18 protein-coding genes and 1 tRNA gene are annotated in these 19,137 nt (G+C 67.6%); 7 read left to right on the top strand and 12 right to left on the bottom strand.

Features of this window, described 5'->3' with window-relative positions:
- Positions 1-63: 63 nt before the first annotated feature.
- Entirely contained in the window at positions 64-1,086 is a 1,023-nt protein-coding gene (locus ABIB51_RS09340; protein ID WP_354187665.1) for a hypothetical protein, read from the bottom strand.
- Positions 1,087-1,295: 209 nt separating this feature from the next.
- On the opposite strand from ABIB51_RS09340, the gene ABIB51_RS09335 reads away from it, so the two are divergent.
- Positions 1,296-1,448, top strand: a complete 153-nt coding sequence (locus tag ABIB51_RS09335; protein ID WP_354187664.1) for a hypothetical protein — start codon at positions 1,296-1,298, stop codon at positions 1,446-1,448.
- A gap of 110 nt (positions 1,449-1,558) precedes the next feature.
- On the opposite strand, the gene ABIB51_RS09330 is transcribed toward ABIB51_RS09335, so the two are convergent.
- The 3 genes from ABIB51_RS09330 to ABIB51_RS09320 all read right to left on the bottom strand — a co-directional run bounded on the left by ABIB51_RS09330 (position 1,559) and on the right by ABIB51_RS09320 (position 4,579).
- The gene (locus ABIB51_RS09330; RefSeq protein WP_354187663.1) at positions 1,559-3,082 is read right to left on the bottom strand and encodes a putative bifunctional diguanylate cyclase/phosphodiesterase; all 1,524 of its coding nucleotides are present in this window, start codon (positions 3,080-3,082) and stop codon (positions 1,559-1,561) included.
- On the bottom strand, positions 3,072-3,569 hold the full coding sequence (locus ABIB51_RS09325; RefSeq protein ID WP_354187662.1) for a DUF7793 family protein: 498 nt from the start codon (positions 3,567-3,569) through the stop codon (positions 3,072-3,074). Before ABIB51_RS09325 ends, ABIB51_RS09330 begins: the two co-directional genes overlap by 11 nt.
- A 224-nt stretch (positions 3,570-3,793) precedes the next feature.
- Complete coding sequence (locus ABIB51_RS09320; protein ID WP_354187661.1) at positions 3,794-4,579, bottom strand: DUF998 domain-containing protein; 786 nt, start codon at positions 4,577-4,579, stop codon at positions 3,794-3,796.
- 87 nt (positions 4,580-4,666) lie between these two features.
- Here ABIB51_RS09320 and ABIB51_RS09315 point away from each other — a divergent pair.
- From ABIB51_RS09315 to ABIB51_RS09305, 3 genes are all read left to right on the top strand, one after another.
- Positions 4,667-4,739, top strand: a tRNA-Arg gene (locus ABIB51_RS09315).
- A gap of 1 nt (position 4,740) precedes the next feature.
- Positions 4,741-5,226 carry a DUF6314 family protein gene (locus ABIB51_RS09310; RefSeq protein WP_354187660.1) on the top strand — a complete coding sequence of 162 codons (486 nt, stop codon included), beginning with the start codon at positions 4,741-4,743 and terminating at the stop codon, positions 5,224-5,226.
- Entirely contained in the window at positions 5,223-5,627 is a 405-nt protein-coding gene (locus tag ABIB51_RS09305) for an NUDIX hydrolase (RefSeq protein ID WP_354187659.1), read from the top strand. Before ABIB51_RS09310 ends, ABIB51_RS09305 begins: the two co-directional genes overlap by 4 nt.
- 22 nt (positions 5,628-5,649) lie before the next feature.
- On the opposite strand, the gene ABIB51_RS09300 is transcribed toward ABIB51_RS09305, so the two are convergent.
- Both ABIB51_RS09300 and ABIB51_RS09295 read right to left on the bottom strand, forming a co-directional pair.
- Entirely contained in the window at positions 5,650-7,560 is a 1,911-nt protein-coding gene (locus tag ABIB51_RS09300; protein WP_354187658.1) for an ABC transporter ATP-binding protein, read from the bottom strand.
- Entirely contained in the window at positions 7,557-9,257 is a 1,701-nt protein-coding gene (locus ABIB51_RS09295) for an ABC-F family ATP-binding cassette domain-containing protein (RefSeq protein WP_354187657.1), read from the bottom strand. Before ABIB51_RS09295 ends, ABIB51_RS09300 begins: the two co-directional genes overlap by 4 nt.
- Positions 9,258-9,504: 247 nt before the next feature.
- Between ABIB51_RS09295 and ABIB51_RS09290 the strand changes: the two genes are divergently transcribed.
- From ABIB51_RS09290 to ABIB51_RS09280, 3 genes are read left to right on the top strand one after another with little or no spacing between them, the layout of a single operon-like run.
- The gene (locus ABIB51_RS09290; RefSeq protein WP_354187656.1) at positions 9,505-10,248 is read left to right on the top strand and encodes a hypothetical protein; all 744 of its coding nucleotides are present in this window, start codon (positions 9,505-9,507) and stop codon (positions 10,246-10,248) included.
- Complete coding sequence (locus ABIB51_RS09285; RefSeq protein WP_354187655.1) at positions 10,245-10,976, top strand: hypothetical protein; 732 nt, start codon at positions 10,245-10,247, stop codon at positions 10,974-10,976. Before ABIB51_RS09290 ends, ABIB51_RS09285 begins: the two co-directional genes overlap by 4 nt.
- A gap of 44 nt (positions 10,977-11,020) precedes the next feature.
- The gene (locus ABIB51_RS09280) at positions 11,021-11,764 is read left to right on the top strand and encodes a hypothetical protein (RefSeq protein ID WP_354187654.1); all 744 of its coding nucleotides are present in this window, start codon (positions 11,021-11,023) and stop codon (positions 11,762-11,764) included.
- A 203-nt stretch (positions 11,765-11,967) separates the two neighbouring features.
- On the opposite strand, the gene ABIB51_RS09275 is transcribed toward ABIB51_RS09280, so the two are convergent.
- The 6 genes from ABIB51_RS09275 to ABIB51_RS09250 all read right to left on the bottom strand — a co-directional run bounded on the left by ABIB51_RS09275 (position 11,968) and on the right by ABIB51_RS09250 (position 19,122).
- Positions 11,968-15,003 (bottom strand): alpha-mannosidase, encoded by a 3,036-nt coding sequence (locus ABIB51_RS09275; protein ID WP_354187653.1) that lies wholly within the window; start codon positions 15,001-15,003, stop codon positions 11,968-11,970.
- Between the two features lie 149 nt (positions 15,004-15,152).
- Positions 15,153-16,040 (bottom strand): formate dehydrogenase accessory sulfurtransferase FdhD, encoded by an 888-nt coding sequence (gene fdhD, locus ABIB51_RS09270; RefSeq protein ID WP_354187652.1) that lies wholly within the window; start codon positions 16,038-16,040, stop codon positions 15,153-15,155.
- A gap of 63 nt (positions 16,041-16,103) precedes the next feature.
- The gene (locus tag ABIB51_RS09265) at positions 16,104-17,612 is read right to left on the bottom strand and encodes a molybdopterin-binding protein (RefSeq protein WP_354187651.1); all 1,509 of its coding nucleotides are present in this window, start codon (positions 17,610-17,612) and stop codon (positions 16,104-16,106) included.
- Entirely contained in the window at positions 17,609-17,896 is a 288-nt protein-coding gene (locus ABIB51_RS09260) for a DUF6457 domain-containing protein (protein WP_354187650.1), read from the bottom strand. The genes ABIB51_RS09265 and ABIB51_RS09260 overlap by 4 nt, the downstream gene beginning before the upstream one ends.
- Positions 17,880-18,575 carry a molybdenum cofactor guanylyltransferase gene (gene mobA, locus ABIB51_RS09255; RefSeq protein ID WP_354187649.1) on the bottom strand — a complete coding sequence of 232 codons (696 nt, stop codon included), beginning with the start codon at positions 18,573-18,575 and terminating at the stop codon, positions 17,880-17,882. The genes ABIB51_RS09260 and mobA overlap by 17 nt, the downstream gene beginning before the upstream one ends.
- Before the next feature lie 46 nt (positions 18,576-18,621).
- Positions 18,622-19,122 (bottom strand): HNH endonuclease, encoded by a 501-nt coding sequence (locus ABIB51_RS09250; RefSeq protein WP_354187648.1) that lies wholly within the window; start codon positions 19,120-19,122, stop codon positions 18,622-18,624.
- Positions 19,123-19,137: the final 15 nt, after the last annotated feature.

The raw sequence follows: 19,137 nt of genomic DNA, 5'->3' as shown, positions 1-19,137 counted from the left end.
TCCGGAGGGCATGTCCAACGCGGGGAGCGAAGGAGACAAGGGCTCAAAATCAACCAGCCGGGCTCACGCTTCGACTGCCAGGTACTCCCTTACCTGATCCGCGCGCTGCTGCGCACCTGAAGCCTCGAAATGGTCCACTGCCCGAAGCAGGTTCTCCCTGGCCGCGTCGGGGTTGCCAATCGCAGAATGTGCCCGACCCAGCAGAAGGCATGCCTCGCCGAGGATTTGGGGTGAAGGCTTGTCCGGGTCCGCACAAATCTGATCCAGCAGTTCGATAGCGGCGCTGGCTTCACCGGCCAAGAAGTTCCAGTGGGCGCGGTTCAGCTTCATCAGCAGGTAGTCGTTTGCGCTTCCGCCGATGACGTCCGTGGCCAGCTCCGCCCGTTCGATGCAGCGCAGGGTGTCGGCGTCTGCGACGTCCGCCGCGAGCCGCATGGCTGCAGATGCTTTGTTGAACTTTGCCCAGACATCGAGGTTCCTTGCCGGGGAAAAGGTCGACGCCGCGAGCTCGTGATATTCGAGACCCTCCTGCACCTTGCTGCAGAGGAATGCGACGTTCCCGATGACCCAGTAGACCTTGCCGATCAGCTGGTCGTCGACTTCGGCAGAAACCGCCTCGGCCAAGTCAAGACATTCAGCCCAGGCATCATCCAGCCTTCCACTATCCGCCAGAGTGGCGATCAGTGCCTGGCGGGCCTTGACATTGGTTTCGACATCGTCATCTGACGCAAGTTCCACAGCAGCCCTGGCCGCGTCCGCCGCCTGTTCCAGCAAGCCAGCACCCTGCCAGGCCTTGGCCACCAGGATGTAGGTTCGCGCCTTGGCATGCGGTTCCGTCGTCGCGTGGGGGCCGCCAACCAAGCCCGAGGCGAGTGCTGCGCAGGTCTCGAATTCCTCCGCGTCCAGGAGATTCTCGGCTTGGACGAAAGTCATGTTCCACCAGGCATCCATATCGCCTTCACTACGGGCTATTTCTGCGGCCTCTTGGGCGCTGCCGGCTGCTTTAACGAAGTTATGGTTGGTCCGGTGCTCGTATGCCTGCAATTCAGCGGCGGCGTATAACGGCGAAACGGAGTGCAATGGCATGACTCCAGTATCCGTTACCGCGGAAGCAGATCCGGACACGCCACAAAGCAGGAGCCGCGCAGTTTTCTCGCAGGAATCGATCAGCTTCGCGCGACTAACATAATTTTGATGATGCCGCGGAGATTATTCCTTCACGGCGTGTCCAATGCCCTTATACTGAAATCGCATCACATGAGTCTCATCAGCCTCTTACGTATCAGGAGCCCTTCATGAAGAAATCCCTTGCAACACTCCTAATCGCCGGTGCGCTGGCAGTCGCAGGTCTTTCCGCGACTTCGGCAATCTCGGCTTCCGGCGAAAATGCCGGACAGGGTTCCGTCCAGGCCGTTAACTGGTGGCCGAACTCCACTCCGAAGAACTAACGGAGCAATAACAGCAATGGCGGGCACCGGAAGGCGACTTCCGATGCCCGCCATTTGTTGCATAAAACCCTCAAATCAGATTTGGCAGAGTCACGGGTTGCTTCGCCCGGCTATTCGCTTAGGCTGATCAATCCTGCGATCTCCGACGCCGGGGCGGGCCTGCCGAAGTAGTAGCCCTGGCCGCTCGTGCAGCCCAGCCGGACCAGTTCGGCCGCCTGCTCCGCCGTCTCGATCCCCTCGGCGACGGCCTTGAGCCCGCACGCGTGGATGAGGTGCAGCACCGCCTCGACAAAGGTGCTCTGCTCCTCGTCCGAGCCCAGCCCGTCGATCAAACTCTTGTCGATCTTGACCACGTTGACCGGCAGCTTCCGCAGGTAGCTGATGGAGGAATAGCCGGTGCCAAAGTCATCGATTTCGAGCTGGACGCCGAGCCGGCGCAACCCGCTGAGGGAGTATTTGTCCACGTCGCCGCCGTTGATGGCCATCGATTCGGTCAGCTCCACGATGAGATTGGCGGCGTCCACCCCCGTTTCGCCAAGGATGTCGCGGACGTGTTCGATCAGGTCCAGGTTTTGCAGCTCGGTAGTCGAGATGTTGACCCGGACGTTGAATGCCGCGTCCACGTTCAGGTCCCGCTGCCAGACGCGCAGCTGACGTACAGCGTTCTGCAGGACCCAGTGGCCCAGGTCCACAATCATGCCGGTCTCTTCGGCCAGCGGGATGAAGGAATCGGGCATAAGCAGCCCGCGCTCCGGATGGTTCCACCGCACCAGTGCCTCGACGCCCTCGATCCTGCCGGTCGCGAGTTCCACCACCGGCTGGTAGTGCAGGGTGAGCTGGTCCTGGCGGATGGCTTCACGCATTTCGGTGATCATCACGCTCTGGAGCCTGCGGGCATACAGCAGTGCCGGTTCGAACACCTTGATGCTGCTGTGCGGCTGGGCCTTGGCCGCGTACATGGCCGTATCGGCCTCCATGACCAGGTCGTCCACGGACTGCCCCGGCTCGGCAACCCGGAGGCCGATGCTCGTGCCGCAGGTGATCCGCAGGTCCCCGATGTCCAGGCTCTCGTTGAGCGCCTTCAGGATCCTGTTCGCCACCCGCCTGGCCCGGACCAGGTTGGATTTGGGCAGCATGACGGCGAACTCGTCGCCGCCGAGGCGCGCAACTGTGTCGGTCTCGCGGACCGATTCCTGGAGCCGGCGGGCGATCACGCGGAGGACGTCATCCCCGGCGCTGTGTCCGAGCGTGTCATTGATGCCCTTGAACGAATCGAGATCGAGGATCAGCAGCGCCGGAGGCATCTCCCCCCGGGAAGTCTCCGCGAGGGCGTGACTCAGAACCGAGTTGAGGGCGGTCCTGTTGGCCAGCTGCGTCAGCGGGTCCGTCAGCGCCATGCGCTCCAGTTCAACCTGGGCCGCACGGAGCATCGCCGTGCGGCTTTCAACGCGCTCCTCAAGCTCCTGGTAGATCGTCTGCAGGTCATCAGCCATCAGGTTGATCCCGGCAATGACGGCGGCGACGTCGTCCCGCGCACCCGAGTGCGGGATCCGGGTGCTCAGGTCGCCGCCGGCAATCCGGACAATGCCCTCCACAAGGGCGTGCAGCCTGGGGTCCGGAGGATCAGTCTTCACTCGTGTATTGCCCTAACCACTCGGCGGCCTCGGCTTCGGAGGTGAAAAATTGCGCCGGAATCGTCTCGGTCTTCGACCGCAGCAGATAGTGGGCAATGACGCGGTCAACGGGGCTTTCGCCGACCAGGGCGAAGGCTGAAGCAGCAATGGAGGAGGCGTACACGTGCCGGGCCTCGATACTGACCCCGACCACGCCCGTGATGACGAGCAGCACGGGTACGCGACGGCCGTCGGCGAGCGCACGGACCGTCGCGCCGGCAATCCGAGCCTCGGCCCCTGCGATCTCTTCGTTGGGCGGCAGCGTGACCTGGATGATCCCGCCGTCGAGCTGGTGAACACCGATCGGTGCGCCCGCGCCGGCGGCCGGCTCCTCCGAATCAGGGACCGACGCCGTCGCACCGGTGATCACGGCCGTGGCAGCGGAGGGGGAAGCTGTGGCGCCGTCGGGGAGCCGCTCGTCGGGCGCGGCGAGGGTGTCAACCGTCATTTGACTGCAGTCCCCCGGCATTGGCCCCGGAAGGCAGTCGCTGCAGCACGGTACGGCGAGACTAGCTGATCAAACATTCGTCCCCATAGACTACAAAGTCGGCAAATCGGCATGCGCTCGAGACAGCTTGCGCATGAGGCACCGGAACATTCCAGTGAGTGCCCTTATGATAATGCAAGCCCAGACCCTAATGAGACATAGGACACCCCAAGGCCGCCTGTTCGTCATCCGGCAGGACGAATATGACCTTGCCGAGTAAGGCTCCTCCGCCTACTGAGCTCGCTCCGGACCCGTTGGGCGACCGTGAGGCCGGCAGCGGCCATGCCGATGGTGATGGGGTAACCCATCAGCCGTTCCAGGGTCCCCGGCTCCGGCACGGCCAAGCCGGTGACCCCCGCCGTGATGAGCGCGCCAAAGGACACCGCACCGCAGACCAGGACAAACCAGCCCAGTGCCGCCTGCCTGATCCACAGCGAGCCCAGCATGAGCAGGGCCGAGGCCCCGGCCGCGAAGTACATCACCGCCCCGACGCCGTGCCAGCCGGAACCGGAATCCTCGGGCACCAGGCCGACGATGATGGTGCCCGCGCCCGCCGTGAAGCTGAAAAACCGGGCGGCCACGGCGCTCCGCGACGGCGACCGCCAGCCCGGGCGCAACAGGATCCGGGCCCCGGGTCGCGCGGCAGTGCACAGCAGCGCGGAGCTCAGCAGCAAGGCCCCCACCATCATCCCGACCCCCTGGACCACGAATGACGCATTCATCAGCAGATGCGCCGGGGAGCACACGTCCCGGCCGTCAAAAACGCCGCAGCCCACCGCGCCGAGGTCGCTGATGTACCCGGTCCGGCGGCTGTACGGGTCCTGCCCGGCCCAGACCCCGATGACGGCAGCCTCGGCCACGAAATACTGCAGCACGCTCAGCAGCGCCAGCGCCCCGGCAAAGAACCTGGTGGACGCGGTATCCGGGATGTAGAGGACGTCCGGGGAAACCGGAGCGGCGCGGGCTGTCATGCCAAGAGCGTAGTACGCGCCCTCACCTTGTATGCTTGTATCCGTGTCCAGACGGGCCGGCCTTGGTGCCGGCCGGCAAGGATGCCCGCCCTCGTAGCTCAGTGGATAGAGCACGGCTCTCCTAAAGCCGGTGTCGTTGGTTCGATTCCAATCGAGGGCACTTGAACTCGCCAGCACCGGCCGCCGCCGCGGAACTCGATCTGCGTGGATACCTGCTGGGCGCCTGGTCCCTGACGCGGACCCTGCTGGACCGGGCCACCGGCACCCGCGGGACGTTCACCGGCGTCGTCCGCTTCACGCCACTGACCGACGACGGCGGCCTCCACTTCCGCGAAGAAGGCACCCTTGTGTGGACTTCCTTCACCGGCAAACCCTTTACGGGACCGGCCAGCAGGGACTACCTGCTGCGGCCCACCGGCACCCTGGACGCCCTGGACATGTTCTTTCCCGACGGCCGGCCCTTCCACCGGATGGGCTTCGGGCAGCAGAGCAGCCACGACGAGCACTGGTGCGATCCGGACACCTACCGGGTGACGTACACTCTGGTCGGGCCGGCGGAATTCCACTACCGCTGGGACGTCACCGGGCCCATGAAGGACCAGCTGATTGAATCCGTCCTCCGCCGCACGGAAGGTCCGCCCGTATGAACCCCCGCATTCTGGTCTCCGCCGTCTGCGTCTTCGACGACGCCGGGCGCCTCCTGACCGTCCGGAAGCGCGGCACGGACAAGTTCATGCATCCCGGCGGCAAGCCCGAGGCCGGTGAATCCGCCGCCCAGACGGCCGCCCGGGAGCTTGCCGAAGAGGTCGGGATTGTGCTGGCGCCGGAAGTGCTGGAGCCGCTGGGAATCTGGCTCGCGGACGCAGCCAACGAGGCCGCAACCCAGATCGAGGCCACGGTCTTCACCGCGCCCGGAGTCTGGAGCGCGCATCCGTCCGCCGAGATCGCGGAGATCCGGTGGCTGGACCTGGCCGTCGAGCTGCCGGACGACCTTGCCCCGCTGCTCACCGACCACGTGCTGCCCGCCCTCGCCGCGGACAGGCCCTAGGGCTCCGGGACAGCGCCCCGGGCTAGTGCTCCGGCACAGCCTCCGCGGCAACCGCCGTCGCCTCGGCGAACTGCGTCCGGTACAGCTCCGCGTAGCGGCCGTCGGCAGCCAGCAACTGGGTGTGGGTACCCCGCTCCACGATGGAACCGTCCTCCACCACCAGGATGGCGTCGGCGGCGCGGATGGTGGAGAGCCGGTGGGCGATCACGACGGCGGTGCGCCCCTCGAGGGCGGCGCCGAGCGCCTCCTGCACGGCGGCTTCGTTGGTGGAGTCCAGGGCGGCCGTGGCCTCGTCGAGGATCACGACGCGGGGCTGGGCGATCAGCAGGCGCGCGATGGTCAGGCGCTGCCGTTCCCCGCCGGAGAGCCGGTAGCCGCGCTCCCCCACCACGGTGTCCAGGCCATCGGGCAGGGACCGGATCATGTTTTCAAGCCGGGCCTGCCGCAGCACGTCCCACATCTGCTCCTCGGTGGCCTCCGGGCGGGCCAGGCGCAGGTTGGAGGAGATGCTCTCGTGGAACAGGTGCCCGTCCTGCGTGACCATGCCGAGGGTTTCGCGCATCGAATCGAAGCTGAGGTCGCGGACGTCCACGTCCGCGCCGTTGGTGCCGCCGAAGCGGACGGCGCCGGAATCGACGTCGTACAGCCGGGAGAGCAGCTGCGCGATGGTGGACTTGCCGGCACCGGAAGAGCCCACGAGTGCCACGGTCTGGCCCGGCTCCACCCGGAAGCTAATGCCGTGCAGCACCTCCTCGCCGCCGCGGGTGTCCAGCGTGGACACGTCCTCCAGCGAGGCCAGTGAGACCTTGTCCGCCGAGGGATAGGCGAACCGGACGTCGTCGAACTGGACCGAGAGCGGGCCGGGCGGCGAGGACACCGCGTCCGGCTTCTGCTGGATGAGCGGTTTGAGGTCCAGGATCTCGAAGACCCGCTCGAAGCTGACCAGGGCGCTCATGATCTCCACCCGGGCATTGGAGAGCGCCGTCAGCGGCGCGTAGAGCCGCGTGAGCAGCAGTGCCAGCACGACGACGTCGCCGGCCGCCAGCTGCCCCTCAAGGGCCAGCCAGCCGCCGAGGCCGTAGACCAGGGCGAGGGCCAGTGCCGAGACGAGCGTCAGGGCGGTCACGAAGGTGAACTGCAGCATGGCGGTGCGCACCCCGATGTCCCGGACGCGGCCGGCCCGGAGCGCGAACTCGCGGGACTCCTCATCCGGACGGCCGAAGAGCTTGACCAGGGTGGCGCCCGGGGCGGAGAACCGCTCCGTCATCTGGGTGCCCATGGCCGCGTTGTTGTCCGCGGCTTCGCGGCGCAGGTCGGCCAGCTTGGAGCCCATCCTGCGGGCCGGGATCAGGAAGATCGGCAGCAGGATGATCGCGAGCACGGTCACGAGCCAGGACTTGCCCAGCATCACCACCAGCGTCAGGGCGAGCGCCACCACGTTGCTGACCACGCCGGACAGGGTTCCGGCGAACGCCGACTGCGCGCCGATGACGTCGTTGTTCAGCCGGCTGACCAGGGCCCCGGTCCGGGTGCGGGTGAAGAAGGCGATCGGCATCTTCTGGACGTGGTCGAAGACCTTGGTGCGCAGGTCAACGATCACGCCCTCGCCGATGATGGAGGACAGCCAGCGCGTCACGAGCCCCAGCCCGGCTTCCGCGACCGCCACGATGGCGATCAGCACCGCCAGCCAGACCACCGTTGCGGTATCGGCGCGGGCGATGATCGCGTCGACCACCTGGCCGGCGAGGACCGGGGTGGCCACGGCCAGGACGGCCATCACGATCGACAGCAGGACAAAGGCGATCAGCTTGCCCTTGTGCGGACGGGCAAAGCTGAACACCCGCTTGATCGTTTCCTTCGAGAACGGTTTGGAGCCGCTCGAGGCCCGCGTGATGTTGTAAAGGGAGCTCCAGGCCACCCGGTCCATGCTCATTTGTTGTTGCCTTTCGGGGCGGCAGCCCGTCCGCCGGTGGATGCGGGGGCGGTGTGGCCCAGGAGTTCGGTGACGACGCCGTTGTCCACGTTCCAGCGCGCGTCCAGGCGCACGTTTTCCAGCAGCCGGCGGTCGTGGGTGACCAGGAGCAGCGCGCCGTCGTAGCCGTCGAGGGCTTCCTCGAGCTGTTCGATCGCGGGCAGGTCCAGGTGGTTGGTGGGTTCGTCGAGGACCAGCAGGTTCACGCCGCGCGCTTGCAGCAGCGCGAGGGCGGCCCGGGTACGTTCTCCCGGCGAGAGCGAGTCCACCGGGCGGGAGGTGTGGTCCGCCTTGAGTCCGAATTTCGCCAGCAGAGTGCGGACCTCTGCCGGGGTCAGCTCCGGAAGTACGGCTTCGACGGCGTCTCCGAGCTTCAACGTGCCGTCGAGCAGCCCGCGGGCCTGGTCGATCTCGCCGACGGCCACGGAGGCACCCATGGACGCCTCCCCGGAGTCGGGCCGCTGCTCGCCCAGCATGAGGCGCAGGAGGGTCGATTTGCCGGCACCGTTGGGCCCGGTGATGCCGATCCGCTCGCCGGCGTTCAACTGCAGGTTCACCGGCCCCAGGCTGAAGTCGCCCTGGTGGATGACGGCGTCGCGGAGCGTCGATACGACGGAGCTGGAGCGCGGCGCCTGGCCGATGCTGAACTGCAACTGCCATTCCTTGCGGGGCTCGTCGACTTCTTCGAGCCGGGCGATGCGGGATTCCATCTGCCGGACCTTCTGGCCCTGCTTCTCCGAGGATTCGGTGCTGGCCGCGCGCCGGATCTTGTCATTGTCCGGGTTTTTCTTCATGGCGTTCCGGACGCCCTGGGAGCTCCATTCGCGCTGGGTCCGGGCCCGGGACACGAGGTCCGCCTTGGTGTTCGCGTACTCCTCGAAGCGTTCCCGGGCGTGCCGGCGGGCGACGGCGCGTTCCTCCAGGTACGCCTCGTAGCCGCCGTCGTAGACCGCCACGGAGTTTTGGGCCTGGTCCAGTTCCACGATGGTGGTGACGCAGCGGGCGAGGAATTCACGGTCGTGGGAGACCAGCACCACGCCGCCGCGCAGGCCCTGCACAAAGGCCTCGAGTTTGGCCAGGCCGTTGAGGTCCAGGTCATTGGTGGGTTCGTCCAGGAGCACGATGTCGAAGCGGCTCAGCAGCAGGGCGGCGAGCGCCACGCGGGCCGCCTGGCCGCCGGAGAGCCCGGTCATCCCGGCGTCGGGCCCCACCTCGAGGCCAAGGTCCGCCAGGACGGGCGGGATGCGGTCCTCGAGGTCGGCGGCGCCGCAGGCCATCCAGCGGTCGAAGGCCAGGGAGTAGGCGTCGTCGGAGCCGGGAGCGCCGGAGCCCAGCGCCTCGGCGGTCGACTCCATCTCCAGGGTGGCCCGGGCACAGCCGGTCCGGCGTGCGATGTACCCGCCGACCGTTTCGCCGGGGAGGCGTTCGTGTTCCTGCGGCAGCCAGCCCACGAAGGCGTCCGCCGGGGCCAGGCTGACGGTGCCTTCCTGCGGTTCGTCCACGCCGGCCAGCAGCCGGAGCAGCGTTGATTTGCCCGCCCCGTTGGCGCCGACGACGCCGATGACGTCGCCCGGGGCGACGGTCAGGCAGAGATTGGAGAAGAGTGTGCGGTGGTCGTGACCACCGGAAAGGTCCTTGGCAACAAGGGTTGCAGTCATTAGTCCATCCTCTCACCGCGGCCCAAACGCGCAGTAGCAACGGGAGCCGGAATACCGCTCCCGGCAGCCGAATTTCCGCCGGGCATGAAAGAACCCGCCGGTCCGGACTTGGGGGGTGTACGGACCAGCGGGTTCGAGCATCTAGCATAGTTGAATCAGCTCCTCCCGTAAAATCAGTGCCTCAAGATCCACAACCTAGCCGCACATCCATTGCCGCCAGTCCATCCGAGTCTGCAGGAAGCCGTAGATGCCATTACCCGCCAAGGCGTTTCAACTCTGGCTCCATGGTGTTGCTCCGACGGCGAGCACGGCCGACATCTGCAGGATCTCCGGCATCAAGCGCACCACCCTGGCCCAGCAGCTGGTGCGGGGGAAGGTGGCGGAAACCACCCTTGTGAGCATCAGCCGGGCCTTGCGGCTGAGCCCCTTGGCTTCCCTGGCCTCTTTTGACAACTACGCGGAGCTTGCTGGGACACCGCAGCCCCCGACCCCCGCCGAGCTGGTCAGCCAGGTCGCCACGATGGACCTGCTGCGTGCGGTGATCGACCGGGCCGCCGCCGGGTCCGGGGCAGCCGGGCAAGGCCCGGCGCCGCCGCCGGACCCCGGCCCGGCCCCGCATTCCACCTCGGTCCGGAACTGGGTGGACGCGATCGACGACGGCGAGTTGCGGCACCGGGTGTCGGCAGCCACCGGCGTCGCACCGCAGAATTATTCTGCGCAGTTGACCGCCAACAGGCTGTCGCCGGAGCTTGCGGTCGCCACTGCCCGCGCGGCAGGCGTAGGCTTCACGGGCGGACTCGTCGCAACCGGCCTGATCACTGAGGACGAAGCCGGCTGGGCGCCCGGGGCGAAGCAATCGGCCCTGGACGCGCTTTCGGACGGCGACCTCACGGCGCTGGCTGGTGAGCGCCTGCAAACGCTGGGAAAGACCCTCCGCCGCCAGGAGCAGGAGCACACACAGACAGAAAAGATTTGGGAGAACCTCGGATGATTGCGGTACTGCAATGGGGCACACTGGCGGTCTGCGGAATCGTCGCGCTCGCCCGCATCCCCAGCGCGCTTCGGGGTGAGAACCGGTCGGTGTTCTTCATCTACGCGTTTATGACGGTGGCCATCGTGCTGAGCATCGATGCCCCGTACCTGGCGGTCGACCAGGTCCTGGGCAGTACGAACCTGGCCAACCTGATCCTCCGCTTCATCATCTTCGGCGCCATCTTCGCCCTCGGGCTCAGGGTCGCCCGGGGATTCGGCGCCGACGACGCCCTGCGGCTGATCACCGGTCCCGTCGGGATCGCCGTGCTGGGCGCAGCTTCCGTCGTGGTTGTGGCGGTCTTTCTGATGATGGATACGGCCGGATCCTCCGCCGGGCTGGTGGCCGTCTTCGCCAAAGATGCCCATAACGCCGCCCTCGTGGAATATTACGGTGCCGCCGGCCGCCTCTACCCGGCGTACGTGACGCTCGCGCTGCTGCCGGCCATGGTGCGGACTGTCAGCAGCAGCCTGCCCCGCCTCGTGCGGATCAGCGCGGGCCTGCTCATCGTCGGATCAATTGCGATCACCCTGAGCCTGCTGTCCCCGGTGATCCCCCCTTCGCTGGGTTTCCTGCGCTTCGTCTTCAGCTACACCGCGATCCTTTGCCTCGTCCTGGGCCTCGCCTTGATCTGGCTCGGGAAGACAGTGGCGAAGCGGACGCCGAGGCCGCAGACTGGCTTCAATTGACTGTCACCGTGAGCTGAGCAGGCGAACGAAGTGGAAAAGCCGGGATGATGTCAGTCCTCGAGTGGGGCACGCTAATCGTGTGCTGCACAGTGCTTCTGCTCCGCCTTCCGGACGCCGTGAAGGGGAGAAACCGGACTGTTTTCGGAATCCTGTTCCTGGCGACCCTATGCAGCGTCCTCGCAGTCTCCGGCCCGTACGAGGCGATCGACCGGATGCTCGGGGGCTGGAATGTCACCAATCTCATCCTGCGGCACCTCGTCTTCGCCACCGTCCTGCTGGTGGGTCTGCGGGTAACCAGGGGGCTCGCGTCGACCACGGGCTACCGCCTGATTGCGGGGCCGGCCGGGCGCTGGGCCCTCGGCATCAGCTGCTTCGCCGTCACCGCCGTCTTTTTCCTGATGGACACGCAGGGCTCATCCTCCGGGATGCAGGGGCTCTCGACCAGCAGCGCGCGGAACGCCGCCCTGGCTCCCTTCTACGCCGCCGCAGGCCGCAGCTATCCGGCTTTCGTCTCCTGCATCCTCATGGCACCGCTGCTGGCCACCGTCCGGAGCCAGCTGCCGCGGCTTGTCCGGGCCGGGGCACTCGTGATGCTCGGCGGTGCCGTCGCGGTGGTCCTGAGCATCCCCGCGTCTTTCGCCTCTCCCGCCTGGCTGCCGGGACAGCACGTGGTCAACTACTCGGCGGTTTTGGGCTACGTGCTGGGCCTTGCCCTCTTCTGGTTTGCCGGGCTGATTGCCCACGCGCCGGGGAGCCCGGGCGAAACATTACGCAAGAACACCGGATAGGCATTCACAAAATCATTAGACCGTGAGAGAATCATGAATGTGTGAATGCGACGATCTCTTCGTGAACGGAAGTCAGCCGTGCGGGGCAGGTGCAGTCGTCCAAGCGCCATTGGGGGGATGAGTGGTAGCGGTCCATGCGGACCGCTCCCACTCAGCCTGTTTAACGGCCCTTTTCGTCGGCGGGGCGGACCCCGCCACCCGCCTCAGCGCACAAACCTCAAGGTCACCAGCTGGAACGGCCGGAGCACCAGCTCTGCTGAATCCGGCCCTGCGGTCACCCCCGGGGCGGCCACCGGCCGCTCCAGCAGGTCGACGGTGTGGACACCCGTGGCCTCGAAGTTGGCCGTGACGAGTCCGGTGGACCGCTCCCCCAGCGACTCGTAGAGGCGCACGATCACATCGCCTGAGCCGTCCTCCGCGAGCTTGACAGCCTCAATCACGATGCCCTGATTGAAGACCGTGAACAGCGGCTCGACGCCATGGGCGCCCCGCACGATCCGGGGCGGGAGGTTGGTGCGGTAGCCCTCCTCGACGGCGTCGGCGATGCTGGCTCCGGGCCTGATCGTCACGTTGAGTTCATGCCGGCCCTGGTCCGCGCCGGGGTCCGGGAATTTCGGCGCCCGCAGGAGCGAGAGGCGCACCGTGGTGGTGGTCCCGCCGTCGTCCTGCCGGATATTCCGGGTGACGTCGTGGCCGTAGGTGGACGCGTTGGAGACCGCCACCCCGTACCCGGGCTCCGCCACGTGGATCCAGCGGTGCGCGCAGATCTCGAACTTGGCCGCTTCCCATGAGGTGTTGACGTTGGTAGGACGGAAGACGTGCCCGAACTGGGTCTCGGCGGCAGACCGGTCGGCGCGGACGTCGAGGGCGAAGCCGAGCTTGAGCAGCTTCTCGCTTTCCTGCCAGTCCACCGCTGTGGAAATCGACAGCGAATCGGCGCCGGCAGCCAGCGATATCCGCTGGACCACCGTCGAGGAGCCGGCTTCCCTCTCCACCACCACGACGGCGTCCGGGCTTTCCTCCCGGGGGTCGCGCTCCAGTGTTACGGAACGCGCCGCCGTCAGGGCGACGACGTTGCGCCGGTAAAACGCATCGATGTCCCAGGCGTCCCATTCGTTGGGCGTGTCCCGGTGCAGTTCCAGGAGGTTACCGAACTGCCCTGGGGCAATCGCCTCCCGCCCGCTCGCATAGTCCATCAGGGATGCCAGCAGCCCGCCCTGGTTGATGACGGCCCGGATGATGCCGTTGTCCAGGATGTAGCCGCCCCCGGCTTCGGCCACGGCCACCTGCTGCTCCGCGCGGAACGGTTCGGCCGCTGCCAGGGCAGGGACGCCGCTCCGGGCGTGCGGTGCCGCGTTGAGCAGGAAGTCCCGTCCGCCCGTGCCGAGTACCGCGCCGGCCGCCTCGGTGATGATCGCGTCGAGCTTCCGTGCGACGGCGGCATAGTTCCGTTCGGCATCCTGATGGACCCAGGCGATGGAGCTGCCGGGCAGGATGTCATGGAACTGCTGGAGCAGGACCAAGCGCCACAGGCGTTTGAGTTCCGCCGCCGGGTAGCTGTGACCGGTCCGCACGGCCGCCGTGGCGCACCAGAGCTCCGCTTCCCGCAGCAGGTGTTCGCTGCGACGGTTGCCCTGTTTGGTGTTGGCCTGGCTCGTGTAGGTCCCGCGGTGAAGCTCCAGGTACATCTCCCCCACCCAGACGGGAAGGGTCTCGTATTCGGCCTGGGCCCGGGTGAAGAAGCTCGCCGCCGAGCCGATCCGCACCCGCGGTGAGCCTTCAAGGTCCGCCGTGCGGCGCGCCGCGGCCAGCATTTCGCGGGTGGGCCCGCCGCCGCCGTCGCCGTATCCGAACGGCACCAGCGATGTTGTGCCGCGGCCGTGGTCACGGTAGTTGCGCTCGGCATGGGCGAGCTCGCGGCCGCTGAGCTCGGAGTTGTAGGTATCCACCGGCGGGAAGTGCGTGAACAGCCGGGTGCCGTCGATCCCTTCCCAGTTGAAGCTGTGGTGCGGCATCCGGTTGACCTGGTTCCAGGAGATCTTCTGGGTCAGGAACCACTTGCTGCCGGCAGCCTTGACGATCTGAGGCAGGGCGGCGGAGTAGCCGAAGCTGTCCGGAAGCCAGGCCTCCTGGCATTCGACGCCGAACTCGGCCAGGAAGAAGCTTTTGCCTTCCAGGAACTGTCGGGCCATGGCTTCGCCGCCGGGCATGTTGGTGTCCGACTCGACCCACATGCCACCCACCGGGACGAACTGGCCGGCTGTGACTTTTTCCCGGATCCGTCCGAACAGCTCCGGGTAGTATTCCTTGATCCAGGCGAGCTGCTGGGCCGAGGAGCAGGAAAACACAAAACCCGGATCCTCGTCCATCAGGGCGACCACGTTGGAGAACGTCCGGGCACACTTCCGGATGGTTTCCCGGACGGGCCACAGCCATGCCGAGTCGATATGCGCGTGGCCGGTCGCGAGCAGCTGGTGCGCGGAGGCGTAGGCGGGCCTGGCCAGGACGCCGGCCAGGACGGCACGGCCGGCGGCGGCGGTGCCCGGGATATCGTCGGGATCCATCACATCCAGCATGTGTTCGAGGGCGCGCAGGATCTCGTGCCGGCGGGGCAGCTCCATGGGCAGTTCATGCATGAGCCCGCTGAGCGTCCAGATGTCCTGCTGCAGCTCCCAGACCGTCTGGTTGACCTCCGCAATGACGATCCGCCCGAGCCGGTACTTCGGCTCGTTGCCCGCGGTCGCCTTGTCCCCATACGGGGTCGGCGCGAAGCTCCATCCCTGCGACAGGTCGGGGTTCGCCGCGGCCTCGACGTAGAAATCGATGGACATCCCGCTGCCGAGAAGCTTCAGCGGGATGTACTGGTTCCGCGGGGAGATGGCCTTGATGATGGTGCCGTCGGGCCGCCAGGCGATGCCTTCGCACTGGAACCCCGGCAGGTCCCCGCCGAAGCCCAGGTCCACGACGATTTCCACTGCGGTGCCCGGCTGGGTGCCCCAGCCATCCGGCACTTCGCCCTGCAGCCGCAGCCACATGGTGCTCCACGGCCGCCCCCAGGCCGTGCCGTGGTCCCGTGCGGCGAAGTCCTGCCGGAGGGCCTCCAGGGCCGGCACGGGCTCGTCCGGAACGTCCCAGCTGCTCAGCGCAAGCGGGATACTGCGCTGGTAGACCGCAGGGATGATGCGTTCGCGCAAAAAGCGGTCCAGCCGGACTTCCGTGAGACGGCGGTCGTCATGCAACGTGATCCTCTTTGCCCTGGTGGGAATGATGCCCGATCGCATCAAATCGATGGATAAAACTTACGCCGGGTGAGTGCCATCAGCCAAGACGCCACTCAGGCCGAGGGCGCGGCTCAGGCCGAGGGCGCGGCTCAGGCCAAGGGCGCCGCTCAGGCCAAGGGCGCCGCTGCAGTCACGGCCGCGGGAACGGACACCCGGCCGGGGCCGGCGTATACATTGAGGGAGCTGCCGCGGCTGAAACCGGCGAGGGTCATTCCGCTGGCTTCCGCGAGCTCCACCGCCAGGCTCGAGGGCGCGCTGACGGCCGCGAGCACCGGGATGCCGGCCAGCGACGCCTTCTGCACCAGCTCAAAGGAGGCCCTCCCCGAGACCTGCAGCACGGTCCCGCTCAGGGGCAGCAGCCCTTCCCGGAGCGCCCAGCCGACGACTTTGTCCACCGCATTGTGGCGGCCCACATCCTCCCGCAGGCACAGCAACTCGGCGGAGCCGTCGTCGGCGATGCGGAACAACCCGGCGGCATGCACGCCTCCGGTGACATCGAAGACGGCCTGGGACTCCCGCAGCAGCCCGGGCAGGGATGCCAGGACCCCGACGGGAACCGTGAGCGGGTCCGTGGCGGGGCTGTAGTGCGAGGACTTGTGCACGGCCTCGATGGAATCCGTGCCGCAGATTCCGCAGGAACTGGACGTGTAGATGTTCCGTCCGGTTTCGGGAGGAACGACGTCGGGCCGCAGCTGGGCCTCCACAACGTTGAACGTCTGGACCCCGTCCTCGTCTTCGCCGGCGCAAAACCGGAGGGAAACCAGCTGCTCGGGGCTCCAGATGACGCCCTCCGAGACGAGGAAGCCGGCAACCAGGTCAAAGTCGTTTCCCGGCGTCCGCATCGTGACGGAATAGGACAGCTGGCCCAGCCGGATCTCGAGCGGTTCCTCCACGGCGAGGACGTCCTCGCGGTGCCGGACCGGGAACTCGAGGGCCTGCGGCGAGCCGTCCAGGACAAATTTGTGCACCTTGCGGCGTTGCGTCACGCGGCCCATCGAATACTCCTCCACACCATGCATCCATCATTGCAAGCACCCGGCCGGGTGGCCAGCCCAGGTTCAGCCAAGCAGTGCGCTCCAGTCAACCGGCCCGTCGGAGCCGGCCGGCTTCCGGGCGGCACGCTTCGGGGGCGTTTTGGCCTTCGTCCCCGCCGATCCCGGTTCCGGGAGGGCGGCGCCCCACGGAAGGGCGAAGGCCGGCACGGGCTCCCCCAGCTGGACGCCGTGCGGCGGCACCACCAGCACGCCGTCCGCCGCGGCCAGCCCCCGCATCATCCCGGGCCCGGCGTGTTGGGCCGGCGAGGCCATGCCGTACAGGAGCCTGAAAGGCATCAACCGCGTCCGGCCGGGGTCCGGCTCGATCGTCGATCCGCAGGGGACCTCGCCGACCGGCGGCATGGCCCCGTGGCCCAGGGCCGCCAGGAGCGGGGCCGCCAGGGTCGACAGCGCCATCATGGCCGCCAGCGGATTCCCGGGCAGGCCAATGATGAACCGGCCGTCCGGCAGTTCGGCGAGCACGGCGGGATGGCCGGGCCGCATCGCGATGCCGTCGATCAGGAGCCGGCCGCCGAGCTCGGCGACAGAGCGCCGGAAATGATCCGTGCCCGATCGGCCGGTGCCCCCGGTGGTGATGACGACGTCGGCGGGCAGGTTTTCCAGTCCGGTTTCCTCCGCGGGTCCGGAGGCCGCGGGGTCCGTTGCGGGGGGTTCGTTGTCCTCGAGGGCGGCCAGCCATTCGGAATAGCTGTCCCCGATCTTCACTTCGCCGCTGCAGATTCCGCCGAGCATCCCGACCACGCCTGCCAGTTGCGGGCCGAAGGTGTCGCGGACCTGTCCCGGCTGCGGGAGCCCGGATGGGACCACCTCGGAGCCGGTGAGCACGAGCCGGACAACCGGCTTGCCCAGGACCGGGAGGGTGTCGTGTCCCGCCAGCGCGGCCAGGGCCAGGTGGGCGGGATTGAGCACGGTGCCGCTTTTGATCAGCAGCTCGCCGGCCGCGGCTTCTTCCGCGGCTTTGCGGATATGTTCACCGTTCCGCGGTTCCCCGGGTTTGGCGGAACCGCTGGTCTTCAGGGCCGGCAGGCCGTCTTCATCCGGAGCAACAATGCCGTTTTCGCTGCGGAGCACCGCCTTGGCGCCAGGCGGGATCAACCCGCCGGTGACGATCGGGCTCGCCTGGTGCGGGGCCAGCCGCTGGCCGGGCTCCGCCAAGATCCAGGGCCCGCTGCCGTTGACCGCCCAGCCGTCCATGGCAGAGGAAGCATAGTGCGGGATGTCCTGCAGCGCCTCGACGTCGGCTGCGAGGGTTCGGCCCAAGGCGTTTCCCAGGGCCGCCGGTGCGGCGGGAAGGGGGGCAGCGCAGTCGAAGGCCAGCTGCCTGGCCTCCTGCCAGGTGTGTGCCAGGTGCTTGTGCGGATTCGACTGCGGTGCGGTTTCGCCGGGCTCTTCACCGCCGGGACCTTCGTCGCCGGCCGCGGACGGGCCGGGCAGGGACGGGCCGGGCACGGACGGGCCGGGCACAGGGCTGTCGCCGGCAGCAGAACTGCCACGAGGGGTCGCCGGCGTCATGCCCCGGAGGCTTCGGTGGCCGCGTAGTCCTTGGCGAGCTTCCTGGCCACGCCGATCGCCGCCTGCATCGACACCTCGTCCGTGGCCTGGCCCGAGCCGGAGGCGAGACCGGCGGCAAAGCCGGCGATGAAGGTAGTCAGCGGGGCGGCGGGACGGACCACCGAGTGCGCGGCCACCCCGGCAAGCGCGAGGACCTCATTGACGTCGATCTCGACATCCTCCAGCTCGAGGGCCTGAAGCAGGGCACGGCACCAATCTTCCAGAGTTTCATCCTGGCTCTTCACCGTTTGCCTCCAAAGTCGGTTTCAGTCGAGGAGCTCCGGGCCGCTGGTCCGGCTGATGGCCCGGAATCCGGCCGGATACCCCTAGTGCGGCGGCATCGTCCCAGGTGTCCACGTCATCCGTGGCACCGGGGGCAACTCGAATTCCCCGCACGTCAAGACTAGCAAGAAGGGCGAATACCGAGGCGTCTGCCAGCGCGCCCCGCCGTGCGGCTTCGGCGACGGATCGTTGTAGCGCGGCTGTGCCATAAAAACCGACGAGGGGCTGCCTGCGCCCGTCTGCCGAGACAGCCATGACGCCGTCGCCGGCCGGTCCGGTGCCGACGGCCTCGCGCAACGACCCGACTGCGGCATCCACCCCGGGCATATCGCAGGCCAGGACAAGTGTCAGGGCCGGCGCGCGGCCGGGACCGTCAGGCCGGGCATGGTGGGACTCCAGCGCGGCGAGGCCGGCGCCGATGGCGGCGGCGGGTCCCGCGAAGGGCGGCTCCTCACGGCAGACCAGCACGCCGGGCGGAAGCGTGCCGGGGTCCGGTCCGACGACGACAACAGTGAGGGCACCGCGTGCTGCCCGGAGCGAGCGTTCCAGGAGGGTTTGGCCGCCGATCAGGAGACCGGCCTTGGACGAGCCGCCCAAGCGTGAGGAGCGCCCGCCGGCGAGAATGACAGCATCGAAGTCCACCGGCCCAGCCTAGCGCGGCGACTGGCAGTACTGGCGGGCAGTGGGGTCAGGCTGCGGATTCCGGCAGGAGGAAAGGATCCCAGGCCGGCGTCGGCTTTTCCAGTTCCTTGATCTGCCACGTGGTGCCCTTGGGCGGTCCCGGGACGAAGCTGAGCTTCCAGCCCATCTCCGCAGGAGTGTGGTCCCCTTTGGCGTTGTTGCAGCGCAGGCAGGCCGCCACGAGGTTTTCCCAGGAATCGGCTCCGCCCCTGGACTTGGGCTGGACGTGGTCAATGGTGTGGGCTGCCTTGCCGCAGTATGCGCAGCGCTGCCCGTCCCGGCGCAGCACACCGCGGCGGCTGACAGCCGTCATCGTGTTGTACCGGGGCCGGATGTAGCGGTTCAGCAGGATCACCGACGGCCGCCCCAGTATGTCCTGTGGCCCGACGACTGGATCGTCGCCTTCGGCCACCACACTGGCCTTTCCGGTAAGCACAAGAACAAGCGCCCGGCGGAAGGTGATTACCGCGAGCGGTTCATATCCAGCATTCAGAACGAGAGTGCGCATCCGCATACCTCTTCA

The organism is Arthrobacter sp. UYCu712 (genome assembly GCF_040547005.1).
GTDB lineage: Bacteria > Actinomycetota > Actinomycetes > Actinomycetales > Micrococcaceae > Arthrobacter.
The sequence above is the reverse complement of the archived record's forward strand: the minus strand, read 5'-3'. Positions and strand labels throughout refer to the sequence as shown.